The organism is Bartonella sp. AP20NXHL (assembly GCF_042196165.1).
Lineage (GTDB): Bacteria > Pseudomonadota > Alphaproteobacteria > Rhizobiales > Rhizobiaceae > Bartonella.
In genome coordinates this window covers 110,099-127,577 of sequence record NZ_JBHIPV010000005.1, presented here as the reverse complement: position 1 = coordinate 127,577, position 17,479 = coordinate 110,099, and the positions used below count along the sequence as shown (strand labels likewise).

Genomic DNA, 17,479 nt, shown 5'->3' with positions numbered 1-17,479 from the left:
TAAATTTGTTGGGTGCCATGCATAATTCGAAAACAAAATCTATTTCTACGTCTTCTTTTTCTGATGATAGTACGGAAGGTGCATCAAGAGAAGATTTATCTGTTAAGATTACTGAGATATTTCCTTATCCGGAAGTGTGGAAAAAGGCATTTGCCCTCGGAAAAAACGTCCGTTTCACGAGAACCCCAGAAGTTGAGATTTTGCGTCGTCGTATAGAAACAGATCCAGTTTTTGCAAAACAGTTTAAAATTTTTACGAAGCAAGATCAAAAAAAAATTACAGATACAGATATTGTACGTTGTAACAAGAAAACAACCAATATTCTTTCGACAAAAAAAGTCATTAATCCTCAATCAATAGAGAATAAAACATCAGTTTGTCATTCAACGGTTCTGAAGCAGTTGTCACGACAAGCTATTCATATGCCGTCAGCAAATATTCCACTTGAGGAGGATGAACAAGAACGTAAATTACAAGTGGAAAATGTGCTACAAAAAATAAAACCTGCTTTGCATCTTTCCGATGATGCATTTTTTGAGTGTGAATCTTTGATATTTGAACATGTGGAGACTCAAACGTCAAAAGAGGATGGAATATCAATTGATACGACAAATGAAATTACACCGGATATTCCCACAGCCTTTGATGAGTCAATAACGGCTCTTTACCGTGTTCTTGAATACCGCTTTCCACAACTCTATGATTCAATTACATCAGAATCTCCAGCGGAAAGGATGCGAGGCGTTGAGAAAATTTCTGATTTAATGCATACAAATAATGATACTACTAAAGAGAGTCATTCTAAGCTTTCTGTTGAAGATTCTGCTCATACGTTAAGTAATACAGGGGCGTTAAGCGATGCAGGGGCGAGTATAGAGACTGAAAATAGCAATAATACTGTCGCCAATAATACTGTTGATTGTATAAACAAAGCCGTCACAAAGAATTCAAAAGATTTTTCTGTGATGCAAGCAAACAGTAAAACTAAAACATTACAATCTACTCGTATGCCATTAGGTAATTATGATTCTGCTTTTATGCAAAATATTCAATCTATTGACTGTGATGTTTATGAATTTCCTCCGATCAACTTATTACAGGAACCTGTTTTTCATGAAGGTACGATGATTCCTCAAGAAACATTAGAACGTGGTGCTGGACTTTTGGAAAGTGTTTTGGAAGATTTTGGCATTAAGGGTGAAGTTATCCATGTTCATCCAGGGCCAGTGGTAACAATGTATGAATTTGAACCCGCCGCGGGCGTAAAGTCATCGCGCGTTATTAATCTTTCTGATGATATTGCGCGTTCTATGTCTGCTATTTCTACACGCGTTGCTGTAATTCCTGGACGTAATGTTATCGGGATTGAGTTACCCAATGCGGTTCGTGAAACCGTTTATTTACGGGAATTAATCCAAACACGTTCTTTTCGTGAAAGTGAATTTAAACTTGCTCTTGCTTTGGGGAAGGGGATTAATGGTGAACCGGTCATTGCAGAATTAGCAAAAATGCCTCATTTATTGGTTGCAGGAACAACAGGATCAGGCAAGTCTGTTGCAATTAATACAATGATTTTGTCGATTCTTTATCGTATGACACCAAAGCAGTGTCGTTTGATCATGGTTGATCCTAAAATGTTAGAGCTTTCTGTTTATGATGGCATTCCACATCTTTTAACACCCGTTGTCACAGATCCCAAAAAAGCAGTAACAGCTTTAAAATGGGCGGTTCGTGAAATGGAAGAGCGTTATCGCAAAATGGCTAAGTTGGGTGTGCGTAATATTGATGGTTTTAATGCACGCGTTGCACTTGCAGCTCAAAAAGGCGAAACGATCATGTGTACTGTTCAGTCGGGTTTTGATAAGGAAACAGGGGAAATGCTTTATCATGAAGAAGCCATGGATCTCACGCAGCTTCCTTATATTGTTGTGATTGTTGATGAGATGGCTGATCTTATGATGGTGGCAGGGAAAGAGATAGAGAATGCCATTCAGCGTTTAGCGCAAATGGCGCGTGCGGCAGGTATTCATCTTATTATGGCAACGCAACGTCCTTCTGTTGATGTTATCACCGGTACAATTAAAGCAAACTTTCCTACCCGCATTTCTTTTCAAGTAACGTCAAAAATTGATAGTCGTACGATCTTGGGTGAACAAGGTGCTGAAACGCTTTTAGGTCAGGGGGATATGCTTCATATGGCTGGTGGTGGACGCATTGTGCGCGTTCATGGACCTTTTGTCTCAGATGAAGAAGTTGAATCCATCGTTGCACATCTTAAAATGCAAGGAAAACCTGATTATTTGGCAACGGTAACGGATAATGAAGACGATAACAAAGAGGATACTTCTGTTGATTCAGCGGCTGAAATTTCTGAGGAAGAAAATTTTGATGAAGAGGGTGAGGAACTTTATAACCAAGCTGTAAAAATTGTTATGCGTGATAAAAAATGTTCAACATCTTATATTCAGCGCCGACTTTCAATCGGCTATAATAAAGCAGCTTCTCTCGTCGAGCGGATGGAAGAAAAAGGCATTGTTGGAGCCGCTAATCATGTTGGAAAACGTGAAATTTTACTCAATGAAGGAAAATAAACAAACGCATTTAAAAATATGCAATTTTTAAAATATCTGACAGTTATTATTTAAATGTGCTTGTTTTATTTTTTTATATAATATTAAAAATTTAAATGGAGAGTAATAAAGCAAAAGCGATCTTTTGTATTAAGACTTCTGATGAGGTAAACAAGCTGATATCAAAGGAGATTATGAGATATTTTAACATTTCTAAATGATCTGGAATATAAAGAAATTAAACAAATCTTTATATGAAGAAAGATAATTTGTGTTCTCTTTTTTACAGAGAAAATTTTTAATAAAATAGTGCGGTGGTATATTTTTTCTTTTGTAGCGATTCTAATGAAAGAAAGATCTTTGTATGAATGCCTTCAAATGCCAAGAACTATTGGTAACATTAGGGGCTGAAATTAGTATAATGATGGTGCTAACCAGCTCTTTTATAAGTATAAAAATGGTAATGCACAATGCCTTGATATCCTCTATAGGGACTTTTACATTACACCATTTACAGATGACGTCGTAAAATAAGCTTGGGGATCTTGGGCGATATCTTTTCAAAAAAGGCGCATGAATGTGTAAAATAAGTGTATTCTTTTTGAGTACTATTTATGCGAGGGAGATGTTACCATTATTGTAACAAGATTTATTACATAATGGGTGAATAAGCAACAAGAGCTGGAAGCTTCTTTTTATTCTTGTTTTGTTGATGAAACAGTCAAAATTTTGCTACAGACAATTTATATGAGATATCAAGTTATTTTAACCAGAACAGATAATTGTAAACAAATTAGCATTATTCATTTGAGAGTAAATCCAACACTTTTTAGTTTTAGTTATGCCATTAAAAGCAGATGAGTTAAAGTTAAATACAAATGAATTAAAATCTCAGCAAGAAGCTTTTCGTTTTACACCAGAGCTTTTGCCACGGCCTTTTACGTGGGAAATCGATCACAATGGTTTGTTTTGTGAAGTCTCAAAAGAGCTAGCTGAAGTTGTTGGCCCTCTCTCTTCCTCTATTTTAGGGTGTAGTTTTCATGAACTTGCTCATCAATTTAATGATGATCGATATCTGGTTCTCAGTCGTTTTATTGAAGCGGCTATGCCTTGGAGTAAAGAGATTGTTCAATGGCCTGTTGATGGTTGCTTACAATGGCTTGATGTTGAATTGTCGGCTTTGCCAATTTTTGATGTTACAAAGCAGCTTAAAGGGTTTCGTGGCTTTGGTGTTTTAAAAATACAAAAAAAAGTCCAAGAAAAAAGAAATGAAAAGCTAGCAACAGAAATACCATGTCTTACGGAGATAGAACGCTCAGCTTTTCATGAAATTGCAGAGCAATTGCGTGATGAATTGAATTCATCGGTAAAAGAAGAAAATTTAGTTGAAGAAACAGCTATTCAGTTACCATATGCACAAACATTGCCGGTAAATGCTATAGAACAAGCTCTCGTAAAAGAGCCCGCTGCAGTTTTATCATTGTTGGATACAGCAACAGATGGTGTTTTATGGTTGGATGAAGAAGGCTTTATTCAATCAGCGAGTAGGGCAGCCTTAGCATTAATGGGTTATGAAATAAATGAACTGCGAGGACAGCCACTCTCTTCATTATTTACTTTTCAAAGCCGACTTTTGGTTGAAAAATATTTTAAATCAATCCGCATGGAGGGAAAAAATCAGGTTTTAAATCGCAGAGAAACAGCTGATTTAATGACGAAAAATCATAAAAATATAACCGTTTTGATAACGATTGTATTTTTGGCAAAGCAAGGAAATTATGCTGTTATGTTGCGTGATAGGACACAAACAGTTCCATCAGGAGAAAAAAAAGCAGAAGAGGATAAAATCGTTGGAGTTGTTCATGAAATACGAACACCTTTGAATGCTCTTATTGGTTTTGCAGAAATTATGAGAGAAGGTCGTTTTGGTTCGATAGAAAATGAGCGCTATCATGGATATTTACGCGATATTATTTCCTCTGGAAAACATATATTATTGCTGATTAATCAATTACTAGAGTGCTCGAAGATAAATTATTCTGGTTCCGATAACCAGATTGATTCTTCCCTTATTTCTGAAACATTTGATGTGATATCTTGTTTACGTGCGACGATAGCTTTTCTTGAGACACAAGCCAATCAGAACGGCATTATCATGCGTATTGTTGCTCCACCTCATGTTCCATTTATTCCTGTATCACAACAAGTGTTTCGCCAGATTATATGGAATCTTCTTTCCAATGCTATTCGTTTTACACCTTTGGGTGGACAGATTATTGTTCACGTTTCTTATAGAAAAGAACGTGTAAAAATTTCAGTGAGTGATAATGGTATAGGGATGAACGAAGAAGAGATTATACAGGCACTGCAACCTTATGGTCAAGTAGAGCGCAAGGATGGCCGATCTGGTGATAGCGCTTTTATGGGAACAGGTTTAGGGCTCCCAATGTGTAAAGCAATGGTGGAAGAAAGAGGGGGACAATTTTTACTGTTCTCCAAACCCAATTACGGAACAACTGTGGAAATGTTTTTTCCTCGTGTTCCATGATGTAAATCTTGCATAAAATTATTTTTTCTTAGCCAAAAGATCTCTAATTTCTGTTAACAGTTGTTCTTCTGAAGACGTTTTTTGGGGGCTTTCTTCTTCTTTTCTACGGATTTTGTTCATAGCTTTAACGAATAAAAAAAGCACCCAAGCAATAATGAGAAAATTGATAAGTAAAGTAATAAAGTGTCCATAGCTAATGGTTGCTCCAGTTGCTTTGGCGGCACTCAATGTTGCTTGTTTTTCGCCAGCAAGTTGAATAAACATATTAGAAAAATCAATTCCACCTGTAATCAATCCAATGATTGGCATAAAAATATCATTGACAATTGAGTTGACCAAGCTACCAAAAGCACCCCCTATAATCACACCGATAGCAAGATCAATCATATTACCTTTTAGGGCAAATTCTTTGAATTCTTTAAGCATTGCATTTTCCCCTTTATGTAAGTGATATACGGTAATCTACTTACCGCTTTTGATGAAAAAGGAAAGGGCAGATTTTGTTTTTATGATTATATTACAATATTAATATTATTTTCAAAGACTTTATAAGGTTTAATAAAGAGCTTTAGGGTTCTATTTGGATTTTAGGGCTCTATTTGAATTTACATAGAACCTTTCCTAGAAAAAAGCTTTTTTAATAAAAACTATATCTGCTTTTTCAACAGAAAGTAGAAAACTGTAGCTTAATTTATATAATTGCCTCAAGATTTTTATGTTAACATTAAAAAGAGAGATTTTTACACAATACCACAGTAAAACTTATAATTTAATTCCTCTTAATTTAGTAAGCGATAATAGAAATTAGGAGGGCATTATGGCTTATCTAAAAGCTATTTGTACTGGGTTGCATGAGCTAAAATGGAGATAATTCCGATGGAAGAAAGACATTTCATCTGCTGGAAGATTGTATCAGTTTATAAATAGCAGAGCTCTAGGGTTTGCAAGATCATTTTGGTTTGGAAGTCGTTGGTATGATAGGTGTGAGTTCAACAATCAACTGTCATTACTTAAAATATATGTTAGACAGAGCACTTAATAGATGCAAAATTGTATTTAACGCATCAGAAATGGCAAAGGAAACAACGCAGATTCTTCAAAATTCTATTAATAGAGTACAAATTGATTGAACATTCTGTTGCTAATAAATGGTGCAACAATAGTATGAATTTAGATGTTTTTATGAACCATGTATCCTATAAATGCTAGGAAAAAAATAGCTTTATAGAACAAGCTTTGTTTCTGTTGAAAACAATATTACACAGAGGAACTTTGGGAATAGAGGGCATTTGCATGCATATTTAAGAGAATTATGAGCTTGCCTGCATAAGATGCCACAAAACCATGACTATGGTAAAGAGCCATTGATGTTTCAATTCATGCTGCATTTTATAAGATTAGGATTCATATTTTAATCTTTAAAAAATGTCGAAAAAGAGAAACATTTTTAAAGAATAAAAAGTTCTTTACACAGTATATATCAATATAAACATGTATGGCTATTATATGATGATTTTTCTTCTAGAAGGGGAATATTATTTGGATAATATGCTCTCTTTGATTGGAAATCTTTTGTGTTAAAAGATATAGGTGAGGTGCGATGGATCATTTTTATGTTGTGGAGAAGGATTAATGAGTTTTTTTCGTTGTATTGGCCGTTCTGCCTTATTTATGTTGGATCCAGAGCAAGCACACGGTTTAGCGATTCTCGGGCTGAAAAGTGGATTAAATGGTTATCAAAAGGTTATCGACAAACGTTTGTGTGTAACTGTTGCTGGTCTTGAGTTTGAAAATTTTATTGGTCTTGCAGCGGGGTTTGATAAAAATGCAGAGGTTGTAGATGGTATTTTTCGTTTAGGATTTGGTTTTACTGAAATTGGGACAGTGACACCAAAGCCTCAGATTGGAAATCCTAAACCACGGCTTTTCCGTTTAAAAGAAGATGAAGCGATTATTAATAGAATGGGCTTTAATAATGACGGACATCAAGTTGTTTACAATAGATTGCGTGCGTGTAAAAAAACTGGTGTTATAGGAGTCAACATTGGAGCCAATAAGGATACGGTCGATAAGATTGATGATTATACTGTTGGTATTGTTCATTTTTATGATGTTGCTGATTATTTTACGGTTAATATTTCTTCTCCTAATACACCAGGTTTACGTGATTTACAGGCCCGTGACAGTTTGCATCTTTTGTTGAGTGCAGTTTCGAAAGCGCGAAATGAGCAAGAGAACAAGCATGGATTCTCCATTCCTATTTTTTTAAAAATTGCTCCCGATTTATCAGAGAAAGAATTAGATGATGTTGCTGAAGAAATAAAACTTTCTGATTTTAATGGACTGATTGTTTCTAACACAACTCTTTCACGCCAGGGGCTTAGCAATAGTCACTTCAGTAATGAACAGGGTGGGCTTTCTGGACGTCCACTTTTTGAGCGTTCTACTATTGTGCTTGCAAAAATGCGTCAAAAATTAGGGAAGGAGATTGCAATTATTGGTGTTGGCGGTGTAAAGGACGCACAAACCGCTTTGGAAAAAGTAAAAGCTGGTGCAGATTTAATTCAATTATATAGTGGGATGGTTTATGAAGGTCCAGATCTTGTCATAACTATTCTGCAAGAGATTTTGCAGATGATGCAACAAGATGGAGTTGATAACATAAAAAGCTATCGTGATCATAGTCTTGAACATTGGGCAAAATTTCCTTTGTAAAAAAACGCTTTTTTCTTCACAAAAAATTGCGAGATTTTTTTAAAGGGGCTTGCAAACTTTGTTGATTTTCCTTATGTCACATAAGCGTAAGAATAAATGTTTACGAAATCGTGAACATTTATGATACATTTTCTTTTTATGCGGTTGTAGCTCAGTTGGTTAGAGCGCTGGTTTGTGGCACCAGAGGTCGTAGGTTCAAATCCCACCAACCGTACCAAGAGAGACGTCATTTCTGCACTAATCGGTGGATTTTGTGCTACTGGTCTCGCGCATATAGGAGCCTGCAAATATGCTGCCATGCGACTTTCTAGTGTCCTCCATGAGATTGAAATCGAGAATCTTGAGGTGGCGGTAACGCATTATTGCAAAGACAAACCCTGGCTAGGGTTTGGTCATCCGATTATGCAACGGGATGTCTGGGTTGATTTCTTTTTTTTTACGCTTTCAGGCGCCTATGCGCCCCTTCAGTTCGCTTGCGCGATCTATTTCGGACAATACAGGACAGCAACCCAATGTCGATTTTCTAATTGCAAGCATCATGAGCAAACATCGGGCTGCTCCTGAGCTGGGATTGTTGGCTTTTTTCGTTTGTCGTATGCCGATACTTCTCGCGCACTATCAAGCGCGGTTTAGCACTCATTCCTTCAGTTTATCATCAAAGGATTTAAGAGAAAAATATAAAAAGGTCTCCCAATTATGGCTATAAAGCATCACACCGAGCCAAATTTCTTGGGTATATGTCAGAGTATTACCTTAACCGCACCGATGCGTGCTTGCGGGCAAATCGATATTTCTCACTGGAATTTAGCCCATAACTATTTGAAACAGGGCTTGTTACTCGAAGCCTTGCATCAGTTTTCAGTTCGATTCGCCACCGTGGTGGCTAAAAACTCGGATCTCACTTATCGCTATCTCCCTGTTATGGTTGAACAGTTTTTCTCTACCACCCATTTTGATAGCGATCGGTTATGCGTTGAAGGACATATTGAACGCATTAATGAGGCCTACCGTATTCACTGTAAGTCCAGCCCATGCGACAATGGCAGGGCCGTTATTGCGCAGGCAATCATCATTGTCAGTAAGGTCTGCTTCCCTAGCTCGTGTTCTGAGAAAGCCGCTCTTCCATTACTAGGCGATTTATGTAAGATTTCCTCCGTAACCGGAGATTCTTGTACTTTTTCCTTTAATGCGCATCACCCGCTTTTTGAGGAACATTTCCCCTCCCGCGCCGTATGTCCTGGTTCACTATTGATTGAGATGGTTCTGGCTTTAGCCACGCAGGGTAGGACAAAAAATATCGCATCTGTTGCGCTGAAAAAAGTAAAGTTCATTGAAGCAGTTTATCCGGGAGATACCTATCAGTTGACCATTAAACAGGATACAGAGTATGAACCGGGTGGCGTTTTTTATATTCATACGGAAACTAAAAAACGAAGCACTTGCGGTAAGTTTTCTATCAAATATAAAAAGGAGGATGCGCCATGTTTAACATAATAATCTCTTTTATTCCGTGGAGTATTTACTCCTGGGTTATCAATGGAAACTTTTTAACTCTGGTCGAACGCTCTCTCATCTTAACTGTGATTTCATTGTTCATTATTGCTGTGAATATTAAAATTGTCCGGCAGGGAGAACCCGTGATGATTACTAACATTCTGACAGTTATTGTCCTGTTTGTTAATTATTTCGCTGGATGGTCTACACTTTTACTGAACTACCCCACAGTTTTTTGCTATCTGTCACTTGCTCTGGTTTCATTGATTAGCTTGCTGGTAAAGAAACCCTTTACCATTTTTTATGCCAGTGCTGGTGTTTCTGAAGAAAAACGCAAACATATCCTATTTTATCTCATCAATAAATATATTACATGGATTTGGGTAATCATCTTTTTTGCCAATGGCCTTCTAGTGGCTTTTTTTACATGGACCCCGCAGATTTGGTTGGTCACTATGGGTTTAATTTGTACTGGTATTCTTTTTTCTAAATATCTTCCTAACATCATGCAATATTTTTATCGCATCAAACATCATGGAGCATAATATGTCATTGTTTAACATTCTGACCGGAACCCCTTTATGGGCTTGGATTTTGCTTATTTTTCTCATTGCGAGGGGAATAATCGCATTGAAAGATAGGGAAACGAAGGTTTACCGCCTTTTTCTCTTGCCGTTAGTCTTTCTTTTTTTGGGCGCAAGCGATGTGATTAACCAGCTGGCTTTCCCACGCTGGGGAGCAATCGCAATGTTGGCAGGGCTGATGATCGGCTTTGGCGTTGGCTGGTTGCTCTGGCGTGCTACTGCGCGTTTAAAAATCAAAGAGGGAACGGATTTCATTATTCTGCCTGGTACGCCGTTGACGCTGACATTTATTCTTATCGCTTTTGTCATCAAATTCACATTGATTGTTTTTCTCAAGGTTGTACCTGATTTGAAATATGCATTTGATTTTAACCTTCTTTTTGGTCTTTTAAGTGGGTTTACTGGTGGTGTGTTGTGGGGCGGCACATTAAATTTATATATAGCATTTCGAAAGAATCCAAATTAGTTCCTATATCCTTAGCTGTTGATGCTTCTGTCAAGTATTATGATACAGAAGCGTCCGCTATTTTACGTTGAAACTGCGGCTGCTATACGACTAAGTGGCCTTACGCCTGAGTATGCAAGAGCGGCAGAGTTTGTACAGTCTACGCCATAATATGTGGAGCACTCTTGCGGGAATGAGTGCATTATTATTGCGATATACATGTAACCCTCTAGCTAATATTATATTAGTAAGGCTGTTTTTTGAAGCCGCTTGTAATTACGGTGTGTTTTTAAAGAGAACGTTCGAACCGATGTATCGCTTGCAGTACCATTTCTCTTTATAAGACTATTATCATTTCTTTTAGAAATCTGCACTTCTCACCTTTTTTGCGTATGATCGATAACGTAGTTAAGATCCTTGAGATAGTGAATTTTTATCTCTTTTGCTAAAAATGCCCAAACCATCTTATTTAGTCGAGACTTTGTTTAAGAAGGGATCTTCTAAATTTATTTTTTCAATAGGATATAAATTTCTCGTTTTGGGTGCGCGGTAAACTTATAGCAGCAATAAGCTTAGGTTTATTGGTTCTAAGCGTGGAGGGAGTTGAGCTATCCAATGCAAAAGAATAAATTGCACTTTTGTCTGACTTTGTGAACACACACTATTTTCTGGACTAATCGAGGAAATAGAACATTCATGTGTTTGAGAGGATTAGACAATGAGTTGTAAACAATTAGAGCAAGAAATAGCCACAGTAAAGTATACGTCAATGTAGGAGCCCAAAGCCTTATGGCACACTTATTTCAGTGACGATTATTTAGGACAAACCCAGCATGTGCTTGTGGTGCCAAAAGGCTATCAATGAGGGCAAGATTTACAAAAGCTTGAAAGTTATTGCCAAGCATATTACCGGCATCAATTGGAATAGCCATTTGTTTTTTGGCCTTGTAAGGCGGGGATGAGAGGATGACAGGGGACAAGAAAGGTGCTTAAACAAGCGATAAAACCAATACGCGGCGCTATATATAGACGTAAAACCGAAGAAGGTTTAAAGCAAGAGTTTAACTAACGGGACGACAAAAAGAAGCAGACGAAAGCTTTGTTAAAGCTTACCGTCATGAAGGTTGGCAATTAATACCAACGTTGCTGATAATGTAAAAATCATGCCGCAATATATTTAAGGAGCGAGTGCAAGAGATTAATACATTCCTATGGCAGATTGTAAAAGCATGGTTTGTACATGAGCCTAATTATATGATTGATAAGGCAATACAAATCACTCAGGGACAAAATGATAAGAGCTATATTTTATTATGAATCTGACACACAGTATAAAACCTATAAAGGCAAAGCGTTTTATGGCATGGGAAGGATTTTCAGCCTGCTGGTGGGCGTTTGAGGGTGTTTTTATTTTACCTTCCGTAAAAGGTATTTTAGCAAATCTTGCTTGTGCGGACAAGGGAAAACTAGAAGTGGATGCTGACATAATCCCTTGTGAAATGGTTTTTATTGCGTCGAAATAAATGATGAAGAAATTTATGTTTTCGTTGGCAGTGATAGTACTTGGATGTGCTTGTGCCAATTGATAAGCTTATTGATAATATTTGTAAGTGCCATAATAGCACACAAGAAAAAATATAAAATCGCTGTCTTTATTATGCCAAACAGCGGCTAATTTAGAGCGCGAAATTATTGCTTTTGCAAAGTAAATCAAAGAAAAGCAAAATGATCAAAATGTGGTAATGCGAATTTATTTAGCTGACTTGCGTAAGCAAAAAGAAATAAAACAAGCACAAGAAACTTTAAAAAATAAAGAGAACAGCTTATACGACACTTTTCATGAAAGTAAATTTGCAGAGGATACAGAAATAAATAGGATAAAAGGAATTGCGACGTACAAAAGAAATATTCATAGACATATTTTATACTAAGCGTAACGGAGAAGCGCAAAGATGAGTATAATAGCAGGTGAAGATAAAATAGAGGGCATGAGTCAAAGTCCAGTTAATCCAGACATAGAAAAGTTAAAAGCAGCCTTTCCGCAATGTTTTTCTGAGGGAAAGCTCAATATAGATCAGCTTCTTAATCTATGCGGCGAATATATTGATAATGATTTTGAGAAGTTCAAATTTGAATGGAAGGGCAAAGGAGCAAGTTTAAAGCTTGCTCAAAAGCCTTCATTTGCGACATTGCGCCCGAAGCGCGAGGAGAGCGTAAACTTTGATAATACACATAATCTTTATATTAAGGGCGATAATCTTGAAGTGTTAAAACTTATCCAGCGGGCTTATTTTGGCCAAGTGAAGATGATCTATATAGACCCGCCCTATAATACGGGTAATGATTTTATCTATGGTGATGATTTTAAAGACCCATTGGCGCGATATAAGGAAGTGACGAGCCAAACGACAAAATCGAACCCTGAGACAATGGGCCGGTTTCACACGGCTTGGCTCAATATGATTTATCCGCGCTTGCGTTTGGCACAGACCTTATTGCGTGACGATGGGGTGATATTTATCTCAATAGATGATCACGAGGTGCACAATTTGCGCAAAGTGTGCGACGAGGTTTTTGGCGAAGAGAATTTTGTTATTCAAATTTGCCATAAGTCCCGAGCGTCTATATCTAATGATAAAATAATATCGTCTAGTCACAATTTTATTTTAGTATACGCAAAAAACATAGCTACGCTTTTTTCTCAACGACATAAGTTTGGTCTACCTCCTATAACGGAAGGCTTCAACCAGAAAGACGCTACTGGCGAATATAAGCTGATTCCCGTAGATGGACCTGGTGGGGCAGCTAAGGGGAATCCGTATTATACGTTTGAGGGGGTAACGGGTTATTGGCGCTATTCCCAAGAAACAATGCAAGAAAAATACAATCAAGGGTTGATTGTAAAAACAGCAAATGGTCTCCAACAAAAATATTATAAAGAAAAAGCATTGCAATCGCGGAGAGTAGCTACATCTTGGTGGGATGAAAAATTTTATACAGCAGAGGCAACAAAAGCTTTAAAAGCTTTATTAGGGGGGGCTTATTTTGATAGCCCGAAGCCAGTAGATTTGTTAAAAAAAATGTTGCTTCTTGCAACTGATTCTCAAAACAACGACATCATTCTCGATTTTTTCGCTGGCTCTAGTACAACAGCGCATGCAGTGATGGCTTTGAATGCCGAAGATGGTGGTAATCGCAAATTCATCATGGTGCAATTGCCTGAATTATGTGATGAAAAGAGCGAAGCCTATAAAACTGGTTATAAAACTATCTGCGATATAGGTATTGAACGTATTCGCCGCGCTGGTGCACAAATCAAGCAAAAGCATGAAGCAGAACTCACAAGTGAGCAGCCTCTAGACACCGGATTTCGCGTTCTAGAGCTCGATAGTTCCAACTTTTCCATATGGGACGATAGCCCGATTGATCCGAATGCACTTGATGTTAAAGAACAATTGCAAATGCGCTTGGATCATATTTTGCAGGGGGTGAATCCCGAGCGCTCTCATCAAGATATTATCTTCGAAATCATACTTAAATATGGTTGGCCACTGGATTTAAAAATTTACCCTTTACCAATCAATGGCAAAAAATTCTATTATATAGGCGAGAGCGAAGGCGATGTCTTGGTAATTATAGCCATAGACCCGCCCTTTGAACCCGAAGATGCGGAAGAGATGATAAAGTATTTGCCCGTAAAAATCGTAGCGCTTGATGCGGCCTTTAAAAGTGATGAGGCGCTTATTAATTGCGACTTTATCTTTAAAGACAATGAAGTAAGTTTTGATAAAATTTAAACTATAGAGAGACGATTGGGGCGGCGATATGAAACTTAAATTTAAACAACAAGAATTTCAAAATGATGCGGTTAAAAGCGTCATTGATTTATTTAAAGGCCAACCACGACGGAATTCTTCTATTTTCTTGCATTCAGAACAAGGACAATTAGCGTTAAATGAATTTGGTTATGGTAATCAATTATTGATCAGTGATGAAAGCATATTAGCAAATTTACAAGAGGTGCAACAGAACAATAAACTCTTGGCGAGTAAGACGCTAGAGCAAAAGCAGTTTTCTATTGAGATGGAAACGGGAACAGGCAAAACTTATGTTTATAGCAAGACGATTTTTGAGTTAAATCAACGCTATGGCTTTACCAAATTTATTATTGTCGTACCAAGTGTTGCTATTCGCGAAGGGGTGTATAAATCACTTCAGGTAACAAGGGAGCATTTTCAAGCAGAGTTTGATAATCTGCCCTATCGTTATTTTATTTATAATTCAAAAGATCTTTCGCAAATTCGCCAATTTGCAAGCTCTACCAATATTGAAATTATGATTATCAATATTGATGCATTTAAAAAAGCAGAAAATATTATCAACCTTCCGCAAGATAGACTGAATGGCGAAAGTGCTATGCGCTATATCCAAGATACAAATCCGATTGTGATCATAGATGAACCGCAATCGGTGGATAATACAGCAAAAGCGAAGGAGGCTATTGCGAGCCTTAATCCGCTTTGTGTTTTCCGCTATAGTGCCACGCATAAAGATGAGATTAATCTTTTATATCGTTTAACACCTGTTGATGCTTATAAAAAAGGACTGGTAAAGCAAATTTGTGTTTCTTCTAATCAGATAGAGCAAAATTTTAACCGTCCCTATATTGCCTTGAAATCCGTATCTCACAAACATGGCTTTAAGGCGCGCTTAGAGTTGGATATTGCGGGAAAGAATGGCACTGTGAGCCGCAAAACAGTTACAGTGAGACAAGGCGATGATCTGTATCGCGTTACGGGCGGGCGTGAGCTTTATAGGGGTTATATTGTTTCGGGTATCAATTGCATGGCGGGGGATGAAGCTGTTGAGTTTTCTGATACTGAAATTGTCAAATTTGGCCACGCCCTTGGTGATGTGAATACAATAGAGCTTAAACGCGCGCAAATTTATCGCACTATAGAAACACATTTAGATAAAGAATTGCGGCTTGCGCCTTTAGGGATTAAAGTTTTATCACTTTTTTTTATTGATGAGGTGGCTAAATATCGTAGCTCTGATGAAGAGCCAGCACTTTATGAGCGTATGTTTGAAGAATGTTATGAAGAGCTGTTGGCGAAAAAGAAATATGCCTCCTTGCGAACTAAGTTTGCACAAAATGTTCGAAACGTGCACGGCGGTTATTTCTCGCAAGACAAAAAAGGCGTCTATAAGGATACAAAGGGTGACAGCCAAGCTGATGATGACACTTATAACACGATTATGCGTGATAAGGAGTGGTTATTATCTTTTGCATGCCCCTTGCGTTTTATCTTTTCGCATTCGGCCTTGAGAGAAGGCTGGGATAATCCGAATGTGTTTCAAGTGTGTATGTTGATTGAGCAAAAATCGAATTTTACCGTACGGCAAAAGATTGGCCGCGGTTTGCGCTTGTGCGTAAACCAACACGGTGAACAGGTAGAAGATAAAGATATAAATGTGCTGCATGTCATGGTGAATGAAAGCTTTGCTGAGTTTGTGAGTACATTGCAAAAAGAATTAGAGGCGGATATTGGTTATAAACTTGGTACATTGCAGATGGAGCATTTGGTTGGCCGTATTTATGAAGATGTAAAATATGTGGCCGCTAAAGTGGAAGTATCGCAAGCACAAAAAATTGTTAAAATACTTGTTGCAAAAGATTTTATTGATGAGGCAGGTGTCGTTAAAGTAGATCAAGATTTAGTAGCGAGCGAATTTGATGCTATAGGGGCGGAGGAAATGCCACGCGAATTGCGTCAAGAAATTGTGAAAAAAACTGATGCGGGCGCGCTTATTAATGTTGAGACGCTGCAAGATCTGATTTATATGACAACTGTGACAGAAACAAAAATTCTGTCTTCGCAAGAGGCTGCTGATATATTGGTTGAGTTGCGTGAAAAAGCCTTGCTTACATCAGCAGGAAAAATCACAGATACATTAAAAGCGCAATGGGCGACTGGGACGTTAGATTTAAGTGAACGTTTTAGTAAAGGGCAGAAGCAGGCTGTGCTGCAGGCGCTAGAAGCGAGCCAAGCCATGCCGATTATTCGTAATGCTACGCGCGAGGTGCGGGTTAAGCTTAAAAAGCAAACAGTGGCTTCACCAGAGTTTTTGGCCTTGTGGGAAAAGATCAATAAAAAGACCACTTATCGTGCAAAGCTTGATCGCACAGAGTTTGTTGCCAAAGCAGTGGATGCAGTGGAAAAAATGGCGCCAGTTGCGCCCGCGCATTTGGTTTATCAGACAGCAGAGATAGAACTGGATAGTGCTGGTGTGACCTATGAAGAGCAGTTATTAAAGCAGAGTGCGCTTGATTATAGTTTTTGTGCACTGCCGAACATTGTACATTATTTGACCTTAAAGCTGAAATTAACCACAAAGACAATTATTGGTATTTTGACCAAGAGTGGCCGTGAGCATGAGTTTGTAAAAAATCCACAAGCTTTTTTAGAGCGCATAGAAGAAATACTCAATAAAACCCATGTTAATCTTACAATTGATGGCATTAAATATTTAAAGCTGGTCGGGCAAGAATATAGTGTGCAAGAGCTTTTTACCAGTGAAGAGCTTGTGGCAAATTTAGAGCGTACAGCTGTTGTGAGTGAGAAGAGTGTGTATGATCATGTGGTTTATGAAAGCAGTGTGGAGAAAGAGTTTGCACAAAGTCTTGAAAATGATCCTGAAGTCAGATTGTTTTTTAAACTACCAAGAAGTTTTAAAATAGCCACTCCCATTGGTTCTTATACGCCTGATTGGGCAGTTTTTTTAGAGCGAGATGGCGAACAAAAGCTTTACTTTGTGCTGGAGACAAAAGGGGCAAATAGCGAGTTTGATTTGCGACTTAAAGAAATACTGAAGATTAAATGCGGCAAAGCGCATTTTGCTGCACTGCAAACGAGCGTTGCGTTTAACGACCAGCCGGTGATAAATTGGCGTGAATATAAGCGTACTTTGCCCGAAGGGGCGCATGAGTTTCCAAGTGCTGCGGTGGTTGTTACAGAATGATTGGAGCATGAAATACTTAAGGGGGAGGGGAGAAAAGCTTTTTATATCAAAATAATAAATTGATAAAAGGTAGTTATAATGTACACTTCATGTTGAATTT

Annotated in this window: 12 protein-coding genes and 1 tRNA gene; 12 read left to right on the top strand and 1 reads right to left on the bottom strand. The window is 37.8% G+C overall.

Annotated features, from left to right (window positions below; translation table 11 throughout):
• Positions 1 to 17 precede the first annotated feature (17 nt).
• Together ACFILL_RS04565 and ACFILL_RS04560 are read left to right on the top strand one after the other, a co-directional pair.
• A complete protein-coding gene (locus tag ACFILL_RS04565) occupies positions 18 to 2,591 on the top strand; it encodes a DNA translocase FtsK (protein ID WP_375643324.1) in 2,574 nt (857 codons plus the stop codon).
• An 820-nt stretch (positions 2,592 to 3,411) separates the two neighbouring features.
• Complete coding sequence (locus tag ACFILL_RS04560) at positions 3,412 to 5,118, top strand: ATP-binding protein (protein ID WP_375630987.1); 1,707 nt, start codon at positions 3,412 to 3,414, stop codon at positions 5,116 to 5,118.
• 18 nt (positions 5,119 to 5,136) lie between these two features.
• Here ACFILL_RS04560 and mscL read toward each other — a convergent pair whose 3' ends face one another.
• Positions 5,137 to 5,544, bottom strand: a complete 408-nt coding sequence (mscL, locus tag ACFILL_RS04555) for a large conductance mechanosensitive channel protein MscL (protein ID WP_273790360.1) — start codon at positions 5,542 to 5,544, stop codon at positions 5,137 to 5,139.
• A 1,206-nt stretch (positions 5,545 to 6,750) separates the two neighbouring features.
• Between mscL and ACFILL_RS04550 the strand changes: the two genes are divergently transcribed.
• From ACFILL_RS04550 to ACFILL_RS04505, 10 genes are all read left to right on the top strand, one after another.
• Positions 6,751 to 7,833: a quinone-dependent dihydroorotate dehydrogenase gene (locus ACFILL_RS04550; RefSeq protein WP_375643325.1), complete on the top strand. Its 1,083-nt coding sequence runs from the start codon at positions 6,751 to 6,753 to the stop codon at positions 7,831 to 7,833.
• Positions 7,834 to 7,973: 140 nt separating this feature from the next.
• Positions 7,974 to 8,050: transfer RNA gene (locus ACFILL_RS04545), tRNA-His, on the top strand.
• A gap of 195 nt (positions 8,051 to 8,245) precedes the next feature.
• A complete protein-coding gene (locus ACFILL_RS04540; protein WP_375630989.1) occupies positions 8,246 to 8,539 on the top strand; it encodes a hypothetical protein in 294 nt (97 codons plus the stop codon).
• Entirely contained in the window at positions 8,530 to 9,327 is a 798-nt protein-coding gene (locus ACFILL_RS04535) for a beta-hydroxyacyl-ACP dehydratase (RefSeq protein ID WP_375643326.1), read from the top strand. Before ACFILL_RS04540 ends, ACFILL_RS04535 begins: the two co-directional genes overlap by 10 nt.
• Positions 9,315 to 9,872, top strand: coding sequence for a hypothetical protein (locus tag ACFILL_RS04530; protein WP_375637529.1), 558 nt, complete (start codon positions 9,315 to 9,317; stop codon positions 9,870 to 9,872). The genes ACFILL_RS04535 and ACFILL_RS04530 overlap by 13 nt, the downstream gene beginning before the upstream one ends.
• Position 9,873: 1 nt before the next feature.
• The gene (locus ACFILL_RS04525; protein ID WP_074380593.1) at positions 9,874 to 10,377 is read left to right on the top strand and encodes a DUF6622 family protein; all 504 of its coding nucleotides are present in this window, start codon (positions 9,874 to 9,876) and stop codon (positions 10,375 to 10,377) included.
• Between the two features lie 812 nt (positions 10,378 to 11,189).
• Positions 11,190 to 11,318: a DUF2924 domain-containing protein gene (locus ACFILL_RS04520; RefSeq protein WP_375630993.1), complete on the top strand. Its 129-nt coding sequence runs from the start codon at positions 11,190 to 11,192 to the stop codon at positions 11,316 to 11,318.
• Positions 11,319 to 11,669: 351 nt separating this feature from the next.
• On the top strand, positions 11,670 to 11,879 hold the full coding sequence (locus tag ACFILL_RS04515) for a hypothetical protein (protein WP_273790367.1): 210 nt from the start codon (positions 11,670 to 11,672) through the stop codon (positions 11,877 to 11,879).
• Between the two features lie 429 nt (positions 11,880 to 12,308).
• Positions 12,309 to 14,153, top strand: coding sequence for a site-specific DNA-methyltransferase (locus tag ACFILL_RS04510; protein ID WP_375643327.1), 1,845 nt, complete (start codon positions 12,309 to 12,311; stop codon positions 14,151 to 14,153).
• Positions 14,154 to 14,181: 28 nt separating this feature from the next.
• The gene (locus ACFILL_RS04505; protein ID WP_375630996.1) at positions 14,182 to 17,379 is read left to right on the top strand and encodes a DEAD/DEAH box helicase family protein; all 3,198 of its coding nucleotides are present in this window, start codon (positions 14,182 to 14,184) and stop codon (positions 17,377 to 17,379) included.
• Positions 17,380 to 17,479 lie beyond the last annotated feature (100 nt).

Bases quoted from the DNA above. Each gene is read 5' to 3' on its own strand.
- ACFILL_RS04565 (WP_375643324.1), top strand. From the start codon at position 18: ATGCATAATTCGAAAACAAAATCTATTTCTACGTCTTCTTTTTCTGAT.
- ACFILL_RS04560 (WP_375630987.1), top strand. From the start codon at position 3,412: ATGCCATTAAAAGCAGATGAGTTAAAGTTAAATACAAATGAATTAAAA.
- mscL (WP_273790360.1), bottom strand. From the start codon at position 5,544: ATGCTTAAAGAATTCAAAGAATTTGCCCTAAAAGGTAATATGATTGAT.
- ACFILL_RS04550 (WP_375643325.1), top strand. From the start codon at position 6,751: ATGAGTTTTTTTCGTTGTATTGGCCGTTCTGCCTTATTTATGTTGGAT.
- ACFILL_RS04540 (WP_375630989.1), top strand. From the start codon at position 8,246: ATGTCTGGGTTGATTTCTTTTTTTTTACGCTTTCAGGCGCCTATGCGC.
- ACFILL_RS04535 (WP_375643326.1), top strand. From the start codon at position 8,530: ATGGCTATAAAGCATCACACCGAGCCAAATTTCTTGGGTATATGTCAG.
- ACFILL_RS04530 (WP_375637529.1), top strand. From the start codon at position 9,315: ATGTTTAACATAATAATCTCTTTTATTCCGTGGAGTATTTACTCCTGG.
- ACFILL_RS04525 (WP_074380593.1), top strand. From the start codon at position 9,874: ATGTCATTGTTTAACATTCTGACCGGAACCCCTTTATGGGCTTGGATT.
- ACFILL_RS04520 (WP_375630993.1), top strand. From the start codon at position 11,190: ATGTGCTTGTGGTGCCAAAAGGCTATCAATGAGGGCAAGATTTACAAA.
- ACFILL_RS04515 (WP_273790367.1), top strand. From the start codon at position 11,670: ATGAATCTGACACACAGTATAAAACCTATAAAGGCAAAGCGTTTTATG.
- ACFILL_RS04510 (WP_375643327.1), top strand. From the start codon at position 12,309: ATGAGTATAATAGCAGGTGAAGATAAAATAGAGGGCATGAGTCAAAGT.
- ACFILL_RS04505 (WP_375630996.1), top strand. From the start codon at position 14,182: ATGAAACTTAAATTTAAACAACAAGAATTTCAAAATGATGCGGTTAAA.